Raw genomic sequence first — 16,193 nt, 5'->3', positions numbered from 1 at the left:
TAAAAACTTACAAATACATTGGGGATATAAAATTATTTTTCTCCTCTTCCCAAGAGAATTTTTATTTCATCTCGTAAAATAGCGGCAGTTTCAAAATCTAAATTCTTAACCGCCTCGTTCATTTGTTTTTCTTTCTCTTTCAATATTTTCTTGATGCCACCTTTATAAACTTCCCTATCAAGAGAAGCTAAAGAATCAGCAGCTTTTTGGTGGCGGTTTCTTATGTCTTCTGTAATGTCTCTAATTTTTTTGATCACGGTCTTTGGAATTATTTTGTGTTTTTTATTGTATGAAATTTGAATCTCTCTTCTTCTGTTTGTCTCACTGATAGCCCTATTCATTGAATCTGTTAGCTTGTCGGCGTAAAGAATCACTCGACCTTTTACATTTCTTGCCGCCCGACCAATTATCTGTATCAAGGAAGTTTCGCTTCTTAGAAAACCCTCTTTGTCTGCATCTAGAATCCCAATTAATTCTACTTCTGGTAAATCAAGACCTTCACGTAAAAGATTTACTCCAACCAAACAGTCAAAGTCTCCTTTTCTAAAATTCGTCAAAATTTCAATTCTCTCCAAAGTTTTTATGTCGCTGTGCAAATATTCCGATTTGATTTTCTTTTCTTTCAAAAACTGACTCAAATCCTCGGCCATTTTTTTGGTCAAAGTGGTCACCAAAACCCTCCCACCACCCTTCACGACTTTCTCGGTATCCTTGATAAAATCATGAATTTGTCCGGGATATCCTTTTTTTCCGTTTATTGGCCTAACCTCAATAGCAGGATCAATAAGACCAGTTGGGCGGATTATTTGCTCAACAACTTGACGGCTGTTTTTTTTCTCAAACTCTCCCGGCGTAGCAGAAGTAAAAATTGCTTGGCTGATTCTTCCTTGAAATTCTTCAAAGGTCATTGGGCGATTATCTTTGGCTGAAGGCAAGCGAAAACCGTGCTCTATCAAAACCTTTTTTCTGGCGGCATCACCTGATTGCATTCCAGCGATTTGTGGCAAAGTAACATGTGATTCGTCTATAATTATCAGAAAATCTTTATTTTTACGACCAAAGACAAAATAATCAAGCAGAGTAAATGGGGGTTTGCCTGGCTCTCGGTTTTCAAAATGACGCGAGTAGTTTTCAATTCCATTGCAATATCCTACTTCCTTTATCAAAGCCAAATCATAATTTGTTCTTCTTTTTAGGCGTTCGGCTTCCAAAAGTTTTTCCTCTTTTTCAAATTTTTTGAGTTGGTTTTTTAGTTCACTTTTTATGGCGCGAGTAGCTCTTTCAAGCTCTTCATCGTCAGTGATAAAATGTTTTGCTGGAAATATAAAAACTGAATTCTCCTCGCTAATAATTGAACGGGAAATCGGATTTAGAATTTCAATTTTTGACACAATTTCATTATCTATTTCCAATCTAAAAATAAGTTTCTCGTTAGTCGGCATAATTTCCAAGCTATTGCCTATCGCTCTAAATTCGCCAGAGACTAGATCGCTATTGGTTCTCCTAAAATGCATCTCAACCAGATTCCTGATTAGCGATGATCGGCCAAGTTTATCTCCAACTTCAATACTCAAGTGCGCTTTCTTGTATTCACTGGGGTTGCCTAAACCATATATACACGAAACTGAAGCTACAATTATGACGTCTTGCCTTGTCAAAAGTGCTTGAGTGGAAGCATGTCTTAAACGATCAATTTCTTCGTTGATCATTGCTTCTTTTTCAATATAGGTATCAGTAACCGGCATATAGGCCTCCGGCTGATAGAAATCATAATAAGAAACAAAGTAATGGACAGCGTTTTCTGGAAAAAAATCTCGATACTCTTGAGCTAGTTGTGCCGCCAAAGTTTTATTGTGGGCAATGACGAGGGTCGGTTTTTGAATTTTCTCAATAACGTTAGCAATGGTAAAAGTTTTGCCACTACCCGTAACACCAAGCAGGGTTTGGTATTTAAATTTTTTACCGACACCGCTAACTAATTTTTCTATAGCTTTTGGTTGGTCGCCGGCCGGCGAAAAATCACTTTTCAATTTGAAACGGTTTTGGGTCATTTTGGCAAAATTATTTATAGTTTCCGAGAAATTGTTTTTTAAATTCAAAAAAGGTGTCGTTTAGAATCGCTTGGCGAGCAGAGACAAACAAATTGTTTATAAAATAAAGATTGTGTATTGAAGCCAAGGTCGAAGCGAGCATTTCTTTGGCTCTAAACAAGTGTGACAAATAGGCCCTAGAAAAATTTCGGCAAGTATAGCAACTACAGTCATTCTCAATACTTGAAAAATCTTTTTTGAATCTGGAATTGGTAATATTCAGCTTGCCTTTTTTGGTAAAGATAGAACCATTCCGTCCCATTCTGGTTGGGATGACGCAGTCAAACAAATCCGCGCCATTTTCAATTCCCAAAATGATATCTTTCGGTTCACCGATACCAAGTAGATGCTTGGGCTTATTTTCCGGCAAGATTATATTTACCCACTTCAAAGACTCGTAGATGTCTTTTTTTTCAAAAGACCCACCGATGCCAAAACCATCAAAATCCATGCCTCCTATAATTCTTGCCGACTCTTTCCGAAGATTTTCAAACCTTCCACCTTGAACAATTCCAAAGAGTTGTTGCCCAGGATTTATCTCCTGTTCTTCCGGAACTTTCAAAATCTTGCGGGTAATTCTTTTAATTTTCCCCTCTCCCTTATTTTTAAAATAGGATAACCCTCTTTCCGCCCAACGATGAGTCCTCTCCATTGCTTCCCTTTGATATTCAAGTGGCGCTAGAGGTGAAGTACATTCGTCGAAAGAAAAAATGATATCAGCACCAAGACATCTTTGAATTTCAATTGATTTTTCAGGTGTAAAACGATGAGATGAGCCATCTAAAGGGTTTTTGAAGTTTACTCCGTCTTCATCTATTTTAGCAAGACCATTTTTCTTCTGGCTGAAATCTGTTTTTGTCTCAACTGGAGTTTTTGAGATTTTTGAAACATTCCGGTCAAAAGCCGCACCTAGAGAAAAAACCTGAAATCCACCTGAATCAGTTATTATTGGCCCTTGCCAATTCATAAATTTGTGGAGTCCGCCTGATTTTTTGATTATTTGTTCTCCGGGCTGAAGATAAAGATGATAGGTGTTGGCTAAAACAACCTGACTGTTAGTATTTCGAACTTCTTCCGGGGTAAGAGCTTTGACCGTGGCCTTTGTGCCGACAGTGGCAAAAGCCGGAGTTAAAATATCCCCGTGAGGAGTAGTTAAAACGCCGGCTCGCCCAAGTGCGCCGCTAATTTTCTTTTCAATTTTAAACATCTACACCAAAAAAGATTCGCCAGAGAACTTTTATTCCAAGACTTCAATAAGTTCCACTGTAAAGACAAGAGTTGAATTTGGCGGAATCGGGCCAACCTCTCTTTCTCCGTAAGCTAGAGCAGGTGGAATTACAAGAATTCTTAACCCTCCTTCTTTCATACCCACCACTCCATTATCCCAACCGGAAATAACTTCGCCTGCGCCTAAGACAAACTCAAACGGCGTACCTCTTCTATAACTGCTATCAAATAGAGTTTCGTCTGTTAAGTAACCATCGTAATGCACAAGAACTTTATTGCCGACTTCAGCGGTCTTGCCTTCTCCGACCACTAAATCTTCAATCATAAGACCTGTTGAATCTTCAGGAGTATTTTGCGTCATAATATTCTGAAATATATTTTTTTGATCAAGACCGCCGATTATCGGCAATCGTTCGGAACTTGACTCCGAAGCGCCAGTCGGAATTACTCTATTGGAATTTTGCGCGCTAATAAAAAAGATGAAAACAACGGCCGAGATAGAGACTACAACCGCTATCCACTGATTAGTACTTAATTTGCTTTTCATTTTGTTTGGTTAGAGCTTGTAATAAAGGTTTGAAATAACCTATTTTCATTATACAATAAACTGGCAAAAACCAATAATCAACACAATTATGACAAATTCAAATTTTGAAGAACTAAACTCTAAAGATTTTGAGACCGCTAACCGACAGAGGATTGAAATGATAAAAAAAGAATTTGAAAATGGCTTCCAATTCTTGAAAGATCATCCTCTATCCGTAACTTTTTTTGGTTCATCCCAATTTAAAGAAGGAAATAAATTTTACGAACATGCGAGAAAATTGGCCCAAAAAATAGTTCGGGAGCTTAATTATGCCATTCTGACCGGTGGCGGTCCGGGTATTATGGAGGCCGCGAACAGAGGCGCGATTGAAGCTGGTGGTTCATCTTTAGGTCTCACAATTGATATACCAACCGAACAAGCAACTAATAAATTTTTAACTGAAGAAGTCAATTTTTATTATTTTTTTACCAGAAAGGTTTGTCTATCCTTTGCCGCCGAGGCCTACATTTTTTACCCGGGCGGATTTGGAACCCTCGACGAGTGTTTTGAAATTTTGACCTTGGTGCAGACCGGCAAAATTCATTCAGTACCGGTAATTTTGGTCGGTAAAGAGTACTGGAAACAGTTTGATAAATTAATTAAGAAGTTTCTGTTAAATAAGTATGGAACGATTGAGAAGGAAGATACAAAACTCTACACTATCATAGATGATCCAGAAGAAATTATAAAAATTATCGGAAAGGCCCCTATCCGTGAAGGTTTGAAATGTTGTGGAGAAGATTTAGTAAAATAATAAACAAGCGTTAAGAATTTTTATCGTGTTAAAAAATAAAAAATGTATTCCTTGCGAGAACGGTAGGGGGTTGTTAAATTCTCTTGAGATAAATAATTTTCTAAAAGAAATACCAGACTGGGGGCTCTCGGGAGATGGCAAAAAAATAGAAAAAAAAATTGAATTTGAAAATTTTCCAAAAGCGCTGGAATTCGTCAATAAAGTTGGAAAAATCGCTGAAGACGAGGGCCATCACCCGGACATTCTGATTTTTAATTGGAATAAAGTCAAAATTTCAATCTCTACTCATTCAGTCGGCGGTTTGACTGAAAACGATTTTATATTGGCTTCAAAAATTGGATAAAAAAAACCCCACGCCAGCCGTCTGGCGCGAGGTTTGAGTGTGTGCCTCCTTCAGGTGTGGTGAACCGGACTGCGCCCACGGTCAATCTTCACGGCTTTTTTGCCCCAGTATTTGGGGCGCTCCGGCTCAAGAATCGGCCCCCCAGAAACCGAAGAAACGGTGTAGAAACCCACAAGTTTCACCATCTCGCTGTTGACCGTCATCTCCCAGCACCCCGGCATGTTAGTAGTGGGCTGAACATATGGATCAGACCAGATGAAGTTGATCTCCCCGGCGGAGTCAGTCACAGTCAGAGTCATGGGACTCTGTGGTGTGACTCTGATCCAGACCCCGACGACCTTGACCTTCTTTCCCTCCACGATCTTGTCCATGTCCCTCGCCCCATTGATTGTCGGAACTTCCTCTTCCACGATTACCCCTTTTCTTTGAGGGTTTCGGCAATAGCCGGTCGGACACCCGACCAAAAGAACTATTAACCTGGAAAAGAATTTTATACCTTATCTTATTTATTTTCAACAATAAAATCCACAGAGAATAAAAAAAAATAAACCGAGAGCGGTTACTACTCTCGGATATTTGTTTATCAACAAAAAACACCCCCATACGGCTCGGGGGTGCAGGTGCGGTATTGAGTTGTTAGGTTTAGGTAGTGGCAGCCTTCTTGTTGTTCTTACCGCCGTTGGAGCGCCGGGTGCCACCACCCGTCAGACGTTCGGCAGCGCGCTTCCGAGCCGATTCGCGCTCGGCCTCGAGCCTTGCTGCCTTGCGAATCGCCCTCTCTTCACGTCTCTCCCGTCGCCTTTTCCCTCGGGCGGTGAGAGGCACAGGAGACACGGGAACGACCGCGATCACACGGGAGAGTGGGCTTGTGTAGAGATCCCGCTTGAAGGCACAACTCCAGCGGGACTCGCCAGAGTTTTTGACGCGCAGGTAGTGGTCTCGGTCAACCACATACCTGACGGTGACCCCGTCGCTTGCCGATTGGCAGGCGAATTGGGCTCGTCCTTCAGGGCTCTCGTCTTCAGTGAAGTCAAGAGTCCTGAGCTCGGTTTCCACCGGTCCTTCCGGCCAAACCGGAACGATGATCCGGTACTGGTTCTGGGCCATGATGAAGGTATCCAGCCCGCAGTTCCAGACGGGACTGGTCTCATCAGGCGACACCTCGCTGTACTTGTGGACAACGAAAGTGACATTCACCGGTCCGACACGCCCGGACGCGCTCCAGAAGGGCTTCTCGTCGCGCTCTCCAAGCACAAAGAGAAGCTTCATCCTCTCCGGCCACGGCGCGATGAGCCGGACCTGAACGACTCGGGACTTCTTGTCCTGATACAGGAAGACCGGATCCCCGATCTCGCAGAGCCAAACATCCTGCTCATACGAGGGGAATCTGGGACTCTCATCAGGGACAATATAACACGTCGTGCCGTCTCTGCCTTTCCGTCGGGCCTGCCACTGAGGCTTGCCCGTCTTCGGATTCTCTCTCAAGTCAAAACGGAAAATCTCCAACATTTTTCGCTCCTTTCAGTATGTCCTCCAAGAAATAGGACGGGGGGTGATGAGAGTAGCAACACACTACCCTCTTCATAAAACAACTCAACGACAAAGAACAAACTTACAACTTTTTATATTATAACAAATAATAGATTTTTATCAATAGAAAAAGGTAGTGTCTAAAAACTTTTTAAAATTAGTTCAAAACCTCAAAAATACAGCCCTCGTTTGGTCTCAAACTCACCTTACCAGAAGGATTGTCGCCAACCCTAAAGATTTCCCCGTAAGTGGAGCAAATAAATTTTAGTTCTTTAAAAGGTATAGTTTCCTCAACTTCTTTATCAGAAAAATTTAGTATTATCAAAATCTTCTGACATTCATATTCTCTAACATAAGAGAATATTTCCGAGGACAAAGTATCCAAAGATTTATAAGTTCCATATTGCAAAGCCGGCGTCTTATTTCTGAAACCTATCAAAGAGCGATAAAGATTTAAAATTGAACTTGGGTCTTTGAGCTCTTCTTCGACATTTTTTTTCTCAAAGTCCGGCGAAACCGGCAACCACGGCTCAACTTCTGAAAAACCGGCATATTTCTCTCTACTCCACTGCATTGGTGTCCGTTCTGGGTCGCGACTATATCTGGTTTCGCCCAATTTTTTAGCAAATGGGTCTTTTATTTTTTCTAGAGAAATTTCAACATCAGCCATACCAATTTCATCACCGTAATAGATAAAAGGCATACCACGCAGTGTCAAAAGCAAAACCGCCACGACCCTAGCCCTCTTCTCTCCGAGGCGGGATACCAGACGCGAACGATCATGATTTCCAAAAACATAATTTGGCCAATCGTTTGGCGACAGGGCTTTTTCAAATTCATCAACAAATTGACGATATTCTGTGGCTGACCAACGTTTTCCCATCAAATTAAAATTAAAAGGTGCGTGAACCTTTTGCTCGCAGGCCTGATAAAGAGAGACAATTTTAGGAATATCAACATAGGCCTCACTGACAATAAATCTGTCGGGGTATTCGCTGATTAGTTCACATAAAGCATTTATACAATAACTCAAATCTTTCTGGCTTTTGCTGAAAAGATGTTCATTTAAAAGATATGGGTCATCGCGTAGTGGCACATAATCTGGATTTCTTGGGTCATCGCGCAGATAGCTGTCTTCTATCAAATGCTCAATCGCATCAATCCGAAAACCGTCTACCCCCATATCAAGCCAAAATCTTCCTACCTGCTTCATTTCTTCTTGGACTTCTTCATAACGCCAATTTAAATCCGGTTGTTCAGGCAGAAAGCTATGAAAGTAATACTGACCGGTTTTTTCATCAAGAGTCCAAGCTGGTCCACCAAAAACAGAGCGCCAGTTATTGGGCGGAGAGCCGTCCGGTTTTGGATCGCGCCAAATATACCAATCTCTTTTAGAATTTTCCCGCGAAGATCGGGATTCTTTAAACCACTTGTGTTCGGAAGATGTGTGATTGATTACAAAATCTATTATAATTCGGATGTTTTTTTTGTGACACTCTTTTACTAGAGTTTTAAAAGTTTCAAGGTCACCAAACATTGGATCTATATCTTTGTAATCAGAAATATCATAGCCGTAGTCAACTTGTGGAGATTTATAAAAAGGCGAAAGCCAGATTGCGCCGATTCCCAAAGATTTTTCACTACCGGCAAGATAATCTAATCTATCAATAATACCCCTTAAATCACCCACCCCATCTTTGTTTGAGTCTTTAAAGCTTCTGGTATAAATATGATAGACCACCGACTTGTGATACCATTTGTAATTATCATTCTCTTTTAGATTTTTCATTTCTTTTTATTTTACAACGTGATTGAAAAAAACAAAAAAGCCCACAAGTTGATATTTGAGGGGGTTGAACTGGTTGGTAAAAGTCATATTATCCAGCAAATTTATGATTTTTTAGAAAAGAAATACAATACAAATAGACATATTTTAAACGGTTGCCACTGGTTTAACAGCGATATAGGCATTTTTGGAACTAAAGATTCACAATTGATAATTGAAAAATATTTGGAAATGGCCGAGATATTGAAAGACAGTAACGTTATCTTTGAAAAATTTCATCTAAGCGATGCTGTTTACCACTCTCTAGAAAACAAAAAAAGAGGATTTAACTATAAATCTACGGAAGACAGGTTACTAAGTTTGGGAGCTAAAATAATTTTATGTACCGTCAGCAAAGACCCAATAATTTTTGAAAAACGCTTAAAAGATAGGTTAACTTCACATCGACATTATGAGCGAATAAGCCGAAAGCCAGAAGAATATGTGGCCATACAAAATATATATTTTGAAATAGCAAAAATGTCCAGAATTCCAATTTTACAAATTGATTTAACTAAAATTCCAAATCCGAAAGCAACAAGGGATATTTTGGAGTGGATATCTGAAGCATAAAATTAACTACTATTTTTTTTCTTAATTCTTAAAGCTAAATTTTTTATGGTTTTTATAAAAATTTTGTAAGCTTTTTGTGGATTTTTATGAGGACTAAAATAATCATGTATTCCTCCATCATCAAGACCTTTGGTTGACATATAATAAAAATGGTCAGAAGTTTGAAGTCTTCGCCAATCCTTGACAACGTTTCTATTTTTTACAGACGAAATATTTTTTTCTAAACCATAAACTACTCTCAACGCATCTTTTTGCATTTTATTTCCATTCCAGGCCGATAAATCTCTCTCTGAATCAGCCCATGTTAAAATCTTCGGAACATCAATTTTAGCTTTCGGCTTAAAAAAGGAAATTGTTTGACTTGCTGTTCTAAATTTACCGTTTCTTTTTAATATTTCTATCGGCAATTCTGTAAGAAAGTTAAATATTCCGGTTTCCTGGTATTGATGTTCACCGAAAGTTTCAAAGTCTAAGAAAATATTTATCGTCTCTCCCCCATCTTTTCCCAAACAATTTGCAAATTTCGACGCGTCTAGTGGCCATCCTGGCCAACTCGGTTCAGAAAAGCGAAAAGCAATGTCATCTGAAAATTTATAGTTCCTCAAAAGCAATCTAATCTTTTCCGTGTCTTTTGGTTGATAAACATAATTTGGACCACAACTCCCAATATACTCCTCCCATCCTTCGGCCAAGATTCCAGCATAACCTTTTTTTTCAGCCCAGACCGCCAAATCATTGTTGTAGGCCAACTCCGTATTTCTGAAAACTTTCGGGTCAGCATTAAAAAGTTTTTTAATTTTTTGGCGGTGCATTGAAACTTGCTTTTCAAATTCTCTTTTGGAATAAAAAAAGGCCAGAGAGTGATGATAAGTTTCTGATAAAATTTCCATCCGTCCAGTTTCGTGCATTTTTTTAAAAACCATCAAAGCTTCTGGGGAAAATTTTTCCATTTGTTCCAAAGCTAAACCGGAAAAAGAGATGGAGAAATGAAAATCTTTGTGTTTTTTTAGGATTTTTAGCAATATTTTGCCAGCTGGTAGATATGATTTACGGCAAACCTTTTCAAAAATTTTTTTATTACTTATTTCGTTTTTTTTACTATCTTTGAAATAGTTAACTTTTTCTCCAGTAATCCTAAACGGCTGATGAATTTGCAGATAAAGGCAAATAGACGGAAACAAAATCCGTTTTTTTAATCTTTCTTTTTGTGTTTTTGTTGCCAATGTTGAAGCCAAATTATTTTTCTTAAATCTGCAAATTTTTTCTCCAATTTAAGGTGGGTTTTCAAATCAAGTTTATCCAAAGATCTAACAGAACGCAAAATTTCTAAAGCGCCTTTTTCAATTTCTGTCGGATTCCAAGCAATAGGAGAAAAAGCGTCTAGTTTTCTTCCGGAAGCCCACCACCAAGCGCAACTTGATATTCCTCTATCGTAATGTTTTTTTGCCCATTTCCAGTTTGGATCCTCTTTGTTTTCTTGCAGAATTGAGTAAGCCTGATTTTCAAAATCCCAGAGTTTTTTCTGGATTTTATTTTTCGGATTTTGCCAGATGGCATAAGGCAAATCCCTCTTGATTTCCGAAAGGTCTGACTCCCAACTTGCCCTTAGTGGCTCAATCTCTTCCGCCTTTGTTGTCAAAGATTCAAGATACTCGGAGACGGTTATAGTTTTTATTGCCGGATTAGCAAACACTTTGTCAGTAAAACCTTGGTCGTCCTTGTGCCAGTGACCATACATTTCGCCATCATGAGCGGTTATTAAAATCTGGTTTTCTAGTTCATTAAAATTTTTGATTATTGATTCGGGCGGAAAACTTTTTGAAAAGATTCTATTTCGAAAGACGACCTTAAGACCAGTTCCTTTTATTCTGTATGAGCTTGAGGAATTTGGTTTGCCGAGAGGATAATGAATTTCGTCCAGAATCAACCAGGAAAATCCGGCCGACTCGACCAATTTTGCGACTTCTTGGCTATATGCCATCTCCGGCAAAAAAAATCCCTTTGGGTGATGTGTAGCGCCGAAAACTTCTTCTAATTTTTCTCGGTTTAACCTTATCTGGTTTAAGACTTCTGACTCCGAAATAAGCGGTAAAATCGGGTGATATATGGCCGAGCTCGTAATCTCAATCCGACCAGAAGAAACTAATTCCTTAAAAGCTTTTATGATTTCCGTTTGGTTGTTTTTCTGAAATAGTTCCAAGAGCGAACCAGAGATGTTTAAGGTCATTTTCACTTCAGGAAATTTATTAAAAATAGAAATAATCTCCTTGTAGCTTTCTTCAGAAACTTTTTTCAAAATTTCTGGCGCCTGCAGAGGTGGCTGGTGCAAATGGAGAAAATTTACCCAAGTAATCATAGGTTTTTATTTTTTGATCTGGTTCGGCGGATTGTTGATTTATAAAGCTCAACATATTTTTGGGCCGGTATCTTCCAAGAGTGAGATTCTTGCAAGACTGACACTAAAAGATTATTCCAGATTGATTTCTGTTTATAAACTTCTAAAATCCTGGCAATTGCCATTGCCAGAGCAATCGGACTGTATTCCTTGAAAGTAAATCCGTTACCGGTTTTTTTCTCCGGATTAAAATTGTGAATGGTGTCGGCCAAACCACCGATGTGATGAACGACGGGTATTGAACCGTAGCGAAGAGCAATAAGCTGATTAATTCCGCACGGTTCAAATCTGGATGGCAAAAGAAAGATATCCGAACCGGCATAAAGTGAGGTTTCGTATTTTACGTTAAAAGGTATCACCGCAATTTTTTTGGGAAATTGTTTTTTAATTTTCTTCAAAGATTCCACAATAGACTTCTGGCCGTCGCCCATAATTGCGATTTGGATATCAGCTTTTAGGATTGTTGGCAAAATCTCTAAAACCAACTCAAAGCCCTTTTGTTCCACAATCCTTGAGGTCATGCAAATAAGCGGTGTGTCGTTATCGACTTTAAATCTTAAAAATTTTTGAAGCCAGGTTTTATTGGCCTTCTTGGCCTCCGGATTTTTAGCATCAAAATTATTGTAAAGTCCAGGATCAGTTGAGGGGTTATATTCTTCGTAATCTATTCCATTGACTACACCAAATACAGTTTCTTCACGATTTTTCAAAATTCTGTGAAGCTCCTCGCCGAAATCTTTGGTCATAATTTCCTCACGATAAGTTTCAGAAACGGCATTTACTGTGTCAGCCGACAAAATAGCCCTCTTGGCAAAGTTGATGGTTTCCACCCTTCTCGAATCGGAAAATGCTGGTAGAATTATTCTTCCATTATCCTTCTTTTTCGCCGTGATTGTCCACCAATCATGGCCGAGCTGGTAAGCAAGGTTATGAATAGTAAAAACCGTTGCGGTATTCTTCCAAAAATTCTCATTCTTAAATCTGCCTTTTAAAAAATATGGTATGAGACCAGTGTGCCAATCGTGGCAATGTAAGATATCCGGTTGGTAATTTATTTTCCGCAGAAAAGCCAAAACCGCCAAATCAAAAAAGAAAAAACGGGTATTTTCTTTTTTGGCGCCGTAAAGATTCTGTCTTTTGCCAAAAAAACGGCTGTTGCTAATGAAAAATATCGGGGTTTTATCGTTCAGGTAACCTTTTAAATACGAGACTTCATAAGTCTTGCCACTTATTTCCAAAACATCACTACCAATTTCTTCAAGACCAAACTCCTTTCTGTTTATCAATTTTTCATAAAAGGGAGTAACCACCAAAACGTCGTGACCAAGAATACTTTGGGCTTTCGGAAGGGCGGAAGCAACACTCGCTAGGCCCCCACTTTTTGAAAATGGTTCCACTTCAGAAGAAACGTGAACTATCTTCAACCCTTTTTTAGTCATAATTTTTTTTGAGAATCGAGCTAAGAGAGAGTTTTCAGCTCGGCTTCGACTTCATTTTCTTCTGATAGAATCAACTGAAGACGTTTTTCCGACTCAATCGCAAGCTGCTGTAATCTGACTTTTTGGTCTGACACCTGCCACCTTTTACCCTCAACCTGCCTTAAACGCTTCTCCAAATCCCACCGCAGAGCTTCAACTTCCTTTTCTTCTTCGGATGAACCGGCTTGTTTTTCTTTTTCTTCAACCTTTTTCTTTTTTTCCAAAATTTGACCCTCTTCTGAGACAAGTCCTGAAATAGTTTCGGAAATTTGAATTAGTTGAGATTTAAAATTATTAAGTTCATCCTCGGCCTGTTTTCGACTTCTTCTAATTTGCAAAATCCTAAGCTGTATCTCTTTTTTCTTTTTTTCAGTTTCAGTTTCTTTTATTTTGTCTTGAGTCTCTTTTTCTTTCTCGGCCAAAGAAGCAGACAATTCATCCCTGTCCTTTATAAATTTGTTGATGGTTTCAAGATCATCCGACAATCCCCACTTCTTTTTTTCAATCGCCTGCCTTTCGTCTTCCTTCGTCCAGCGTTCTTTTTCCTTCGCTCTAAGTTCTTCCTCGTTTTTTATAATTTCTTCGGCGCGCTCTATCTCTTCTATTTCACTCTCTTTTTCCTTTTCTTTTCCTAAAATAGGTTTCAGAGTCTTTTCAATCTCTTCTTTTTTCAAAACAAAATCCTGTTTTTCTTCAAAAACTTTTTTCTTATTTTTTCGATAATGTTCCAGTTTTTGCAATAATTCCGCATGCTGTCGAGCCAAGTATTCTATGCTTTCCCGCAATATCGTTTCTTCGTCTTTGTATTGCGAGGGCTTACGATTCGGTTCTTCAATGGGCTCTTCTTCTACATCTTCCGTTTCAGCTTCTGTTTTTGATTTTGTCTGAACATTCGGAAAATCATATTCTCTCTCCACCCCTTTATCTAGAACAGATTCTGTCACGCTTTCTTCTGTTTCGTTTGGTAATTGTTCTTCCAAGCCCGCACCTAAGTCCGAAGTGGACGTCTCCGGCATCTCTCGCCTGATTTCAAACGGCGCCGAGGTGGTCTCCCGTGCCTTTTGTGCAATCAAATCATCTCTATCTGACAATTCGGAAGAAGAAAGATATGGGTCGTAAGGCGGAACATCATCACCGTACTTTTCCTGCTTTTCTTTGTATTCCCTAGCGTCAGTCTCCATCGTTCTGACACCTTTTACCTTAAGAAGGTCTTCAAACGGGATATTTTCTTCTTCTGGCTTCTCTTTTTTCTTGTCTCTAACGTCGTCTCTTTTTCTGTCTTTTTTAAAAATCATAAAACAAAGTTAAGTATCCTATTGACTTTCAATCAATCTTACCAAAAGTTTAAGAGGTTCTCCAGTCGCGCCTCTGGCTAAGTGATCACTTTTGATTGATACCATTCTAGGCGCCATGTCTATATGGGCCCAAGGATAATCTTTAGCAAACTGATAAAGAAAGACTGCTGCTTCAATTGCCCCACCCCAACGAGAATTATCTTTATGAATATTTGAAAAATCAGCAAAATGTCCCTTAATATCTTCCTCGTATTCTTCCCAAAGTGGCAGTGGCCAAACATACTCGCCGACCTTTTCTCCAGATTCTTCCAAAAGATTTATAATCTTTTTATCCTTTGAAAATATTGCTGAACATCTCTCGCCTAAGGCCACAACTGCAGCGCCTGTCAAAGTTGCGATATCAATTACCAGTTTTGGCTTATATCTTTTGGCAAAAGTCAGAGCGTCAGCCAAGATTAGGCGTCCTTCGGCATCTGTATTTAAAACCTCAACAGTCTTTCCAGACATTGTTTTTAATATATCACCCGGACGATAGCTCTCGCCGGAAGGCATGTTCTCCACCGCCGGCACAAGCCCTATTATATCTTTCTTGAGTCCGAGTTTGGCAGCCGCCGCAATCGCATGAATCACAGCCGCTCCGCCAGACATATCAAGATGCATACCAAGCATTGAGTCTGAAGACTTAAGCGAAAGACCACCTGTGTCAAAAGTTACTCCTTTGCCAACCAAAACGATTGGGTGTTTAGATTGTCTTGAATCCTTTAAAGAACTCCCCCAATATTCCATAACTATAAACTTGGGTTTTTCGGGAGAGCCACGCGACACTCCCAAAATTGCGCCCATTTTTAATTCTTTAATTTTCTTTTCATCAAAAACTGAAACCTTTACTGCCGTGCCTCGGCAGGCATCTTTGGCTTTTTGCGCCAAAAGAGCAGGGGTCATGTCTCCGCCCGGCGTATTAGCAAGCTCGCGACAACGATTTACTTCCTTTCCAACTATGACTCCTTTTTCAAAGGCGCTTTTACATTCTTTCGGAAAATTTAAAATAAAAACTTCCTCTAAAAAGCTTTCTTTCTCGCTTTTGTATTTCAAAAAGTCAAAACCGGCGATTAAAAATTGCTCGCTAATTGTTCTCGACTTTTCTTCGTCGCTCAAATTTTTTAATTTCGGAAAATCAAATTCTTCAAAACCGATTGCTAATTTTTTAATTCTATGGATTTTAGCCACCCTAACCAGCTTCCGACACAAAATGAAAAAATCCCGCAAGTTAACCTCGCTTCTATTTTTACAAATTCCTATGAGCAATTTGTCTATCTTGTTTTCGTCTTTCAGAAATTTAATTTCTTTGCCGTCTGTAAACTTTGCCTGAACAACACCTTTCAACAGTTTTGATTTATCAGAAACAAACTTAAAATCCATAAATAGTATTATACCATTTTGTTTTCAACACAGAACTCTAAAAATCACCTCTTGATAAGGAAAACCGCGCTCCTCCAAAGCGCGGTTCAAAAAGTGGACGCTCCAACAACCCAACGCCAGAGCTCTATTATCGCCACCCAGCCAACAATCCAGTACAGATTGGCAACAATCGTAGCGGACAAAAAGATTTTCCAGTCGCGTCTTGACATGCCGTCGTACTGACTGGCACCGTGGCGAAGATATAGAGTAACAACCGTTGGGTCGTCAAAGCAAAGAACAAAAAAGGCAAGCACATCACTCTTGCGCAGGATCCTCCCGATAAAGCCCCTCCAGCCGTTTTCGACCTCTTCGTAGCGGACAGCTTTTGCTGTCTCGATGAGAAGCCAGTCAATCTTAGACCAGTCGTAGGCCCTAATGATGAGAAGGTTGAAAGGCACAGAGAGAACGGTCATAACAAGACCACCCCAAATGTGACCCAACCAGACCAACACCACCGGGTAGAGGACATAGTCAAACGGCCAACTGAAAGCTCTTTTCAAGAGAATTCCAGCACCAAGAGTTGCCCCTTTTTTCAGGGTTTTCTTGGCATTCAATCACTACCCCTTTTTTTATTAAGCCAGCCCTATTGCCAGCTTTTCTCTTTTAATTTTATCACACTCGTCACTAATATGTCAAATA

General features: G+C 39.5%; 15 protein-coding genes. 3 read left to right on the top strand and 12 right to left on the bottom strand.

Annotated features, from left to right (window positions below):
* Window positions 1-32: 32 nt before the first annotated feature.
* From uvrB to QY304_00930, 3 genes are read right to left on the bottom strand one after another with little or no spacing between them, the layout of a single operon-like run.
* On the bottom strand, window positions 33-2,051 hold the full coding sequence (gene uvrB / locus QY304_00940) for an excinuclease ABC subunit UvrB (GenBank protein WKZ26652.1): 2,019 nt from the start codon (window positions 2,049-2,051) through the stop codon (window positions 33-35).
* A gap of 10 nt (window positions 2,052-2,061) precedes the next feature.
* Complete coding sequence (locus QY304_00935; GenBank protein ID WKZ26651.1) at window positions 2,062-3,297, bottom strand: tRNA guanosine(34) transglycosylase Tgt; 1,236 nt, start codon at window positions 3,295-3,297, stop codon at window positions 2,062-2,064.
* Window positions 3,298-3,327: 30 nt separating this feature from the next.
* On the bottom strand, window positions 3,328-3,864 hold the full coding sequence (locus tag QY304_00930; protein ID WKZ26650.1) for an FKBP-type peptidyl-prolyl cis-trans isomerase: 537 nt from the start codon (window positions 3,862-3,864) through the stop codon (window positions 3,328-3,330).
* A gap of 88 nt (window positions 3,865-3,952) precedes the next feature.
* Between QY304_00930 and QY304_00925 the strand changes: the two genes are divergently transcribed.
* Both QY304_00925 and QY304_00920 read left to right on the top strand, forming a co-directional pair.
* Window positions 3,953-4,657 (top strand): TIGR00730 family Rossman fold protein, encoded by a 705-nt coding sequence (locus QY304_00925; GenBank protein WKZ26649.1) that lies wholly within the window; start codon window positions 3,953-3,955, stop codon window positions 4,655-4,657.
* 25 nt (window positions 4,658-4,682) lie between these two features.
* Complete coding sequence (locus QY304_00920; GenBank protein ID WKZ26648.1) at window positions 4,683-5,000, top strand: 4a-hydroxytetrahydrobiopterin dehydratase; 318 nt, start codon at window positions 4,683-4,685, stop codon at window positions 4,998-5,000.
* A 50-nt stretch (window positions 5,001-5,050) separates the two neighbouring features.
* Here QY304_00920 and QY304_00915 read toward each other — a convergent pair whose 3' ends face one another.
* The 3 genes from QY304_00915 to QY304_00905 all read right to left on the bottom strand — a co-directional run bounded on the left by QY304_00915 (window position 5,051) and on the right by QY304_00905 (window position 8,319).
* Window positions 5,051-5,299, bottom strand: coding sequence for a hypothetical protein (locus QY304_00915; GenBank protein WKZ26647.1), 249 nt, complete (start codon window positions 5,297-5,299; stop codon window positions 5,051-5,053).
* A gap of 343 nt (window positions 5,300-5,642) precedes the next feature.
* Window positions 5,643-6,509 carry a hypothetical protein gene (locus QY304_00910; protein WKZ26646.1) on the bottom strand — a complete coding sequence of 289 codons (867 nt, stop codon included), beginning with the start codon at window positions 6,507-6,509 and terminating at the stop codon, window positions 5,643-5,645.
* Between the two features lie 178 nt (window positions 6,510-6,687).
* Complete coding sequence (locus QY304_00905; GenBank protein WKZ26645.1) at window positions 6,688-8,319, bottom strand: alpha-amylase family glycosyl hydrolase; 1,632 nt, start codon at window positions 8,317-8,319, stop codon at window positions 6,688-6,690.
* 18 nt (window positions 8,320-8,337) lie between these two features.
* On the opposite strand from QY304_00905, the gene QY304_00900 reads away from it, so the two are divergent.
* On the top strand, window positions 8,338-8,928 hold the full coding sequence (locus QY304_00900; GenBank protein ID WKZ26644.1) for a hypothetical protein: 591 nt from the start codon (window positions 8,338-8,340) through the stop codon (window positions 8,926-8,928).
* 2 nt (window positions 8,929-8,930) lie between these two features.
* Here QY304_00900 and QY304_00895 read toward each other — a convergent pair whose 3' ends face one another.
* From QY304_00895 to QY304_00870, 6 genes are all read right to left on the bottom strand, one after another.
* A complete protein-coding gene (locus QY304_00895) occupies window positions 8,931-10,151 on the bottom strand; it encodes a glycoside hydrolase family 57 protein (GenBank protein ID WKZ26643.1) in 1,221 nt (406 codons plus the stop codon).
* On the bottom strand, window positions 10,121-11,284 hold the full coding sequence (locus QY304_00890; protein WKZ26642.1) for a polysaccharide deacetylase family protein: 1,164 nt from the start codon (window positions 11,282-11,284) through the stop codon (window positions 10,121-10,123). The genes QY304_00895 and QY304_00890 overlap by 31 nt, the downstream gene beginning before the upstream one ends.
* Entirely contained in the window at window positions 11,281-12,762 is a 1,482-nt protein-coding gene (locus QY304_00885) for a glycogen/starch synthase (GenBank protein ID WKZ26641.1), read from the bottom strand. Before QY304_00885 ends, QY304_00890 begins: the two co-directional genes overlap by 4 nt.
* A gap of 20 nt (window positions 12,763-12,782) precedes the next feature.
* Window positions 12,783-14,096 (bottom strand): hypothetical protein, encoded by a 1,314-nt coding sequence (locus QY304_00880; protein WKZ26640.1) that lies wholly within the window; start codon window positions 14,094-14,096, stop codon window positions 12,783-12,785.
* A gap of 18 nt (window positions 14,097-14,114) precedes the next feature.
* Window positions 14,115-15,515 carry a leucyl aminopeptidase gene (locus tag QY304_00875; protein ID WKZ26639.1) on the bottom strand — a complete coding sequence of 467 codons (1,401 nt, stop codon included), beginning with the start codon at window positions 15,513-15,515 and terminating at the stop codon, window positions 14,115-14,117.
* A gap of 86 nt (window positions 15,516-15,601) precedes the next feature.
* The gene (locus QY304_00870) at window positions 15,602-16,108 is read right to left on the bottom strand and encodes a hypothetical protein (GenBank protein WKZ26638.1); all 507 of its coding nucleotides are present in this window, start codon (window positions 16,106-16,108) and stop codon (window positions 15,602-15,604) included.
* Window positions 16,109-16,193: the final 85 nt, after the last annotated feature.

This window comes from Candidatus Paceibacterota bacterium (assembly GCA_030583745.1).
Taxonomy (GTDB): Bacteria; Patescibacteriota; Minisyncoccia; order Phycocordibacterales; family BOKC01; genus BOKC01.
This window is presented reverse-complemented; position numbering and strand designations above follow the sequence as displayed.

Bases quoted from the DNA above. Each gene is read 5' to 3' on its own strand.
- QY304_00930 (WKZ26650.1), bottom strand. From the start codon at position 3,864: ATGAAAAGCAAATTAAGTACTAATCAGTGGATAGCGGTTGTAGTCTCT.
- QY304_00935 (WKZ26651.1), bottom strand. From the start codon at position 3,297: ATGTTTAAAATTGAAAAGAAAATTAGCGGCGCACTTGGGCGAGCCGGC.
- QY304_00890 (WKZ26642.1), bottom strand. From the start codon at position 11,284: ATGATTACTTGGGTAAATTTTCTCCATTTGCACCAGCCACCTCTGCAG.
- QY304_00905 (WKZ26645.1), bottom strand. From the start codon at position 8,319: ATGAAAAATCTAAAAGAGAATGATAATTACAAATGGTATCACAAGTCG.
- QY304_00925 (WKZ26649.1), top strand. From the start codon at position 3,953: ATGACAAATTCAAATTTTGAAGAACTAAACTCTAAAGATTTTGAGACC.
- QY304_00910 (WKZ26646.1), bottom strand. From the start codon at position 6,509: ATGTTGGAGATTTTCCGTTTTGACTTGAGAGAGAATCCGAAGACGGGC.
- QY304_00875 (WKZ26639.1), bottom strand. From the start codon at position 15,515: ATGGATTTTAAGTTTGTTTCTGATAAATCAAAACTGTTGAAAGGTGTT.
- QY304_00885 (WKZ26641.1), bottom strand. From the start codon at position 12,762: ATGACTAAAAAAGGGTTGAAGATAGTTCACGTTTCTTCTGAAGTGGAA.
- uvrB (WKZ26652.1), bottom strand. From the start codon at position 2,051: ATGACCCAAAACCGTTTCAAATTGAAAAGTGATTTTTCGCCGGCCGGC.
- QY304_00915 (WKZ26647.1), bottom strand. From the start codon at position 5,299: ATGACTCTGACTGTGACTGACTCCGCCGGGGAGATCAACTTCATCTGG.
- QY304_00880 (WKZ26640.1), bottom strand. From the start codon at position 14,096: ATGATTTTTAAAAAAGACAGAAAAAGAGACGACGTTAGAGACAAGAAA.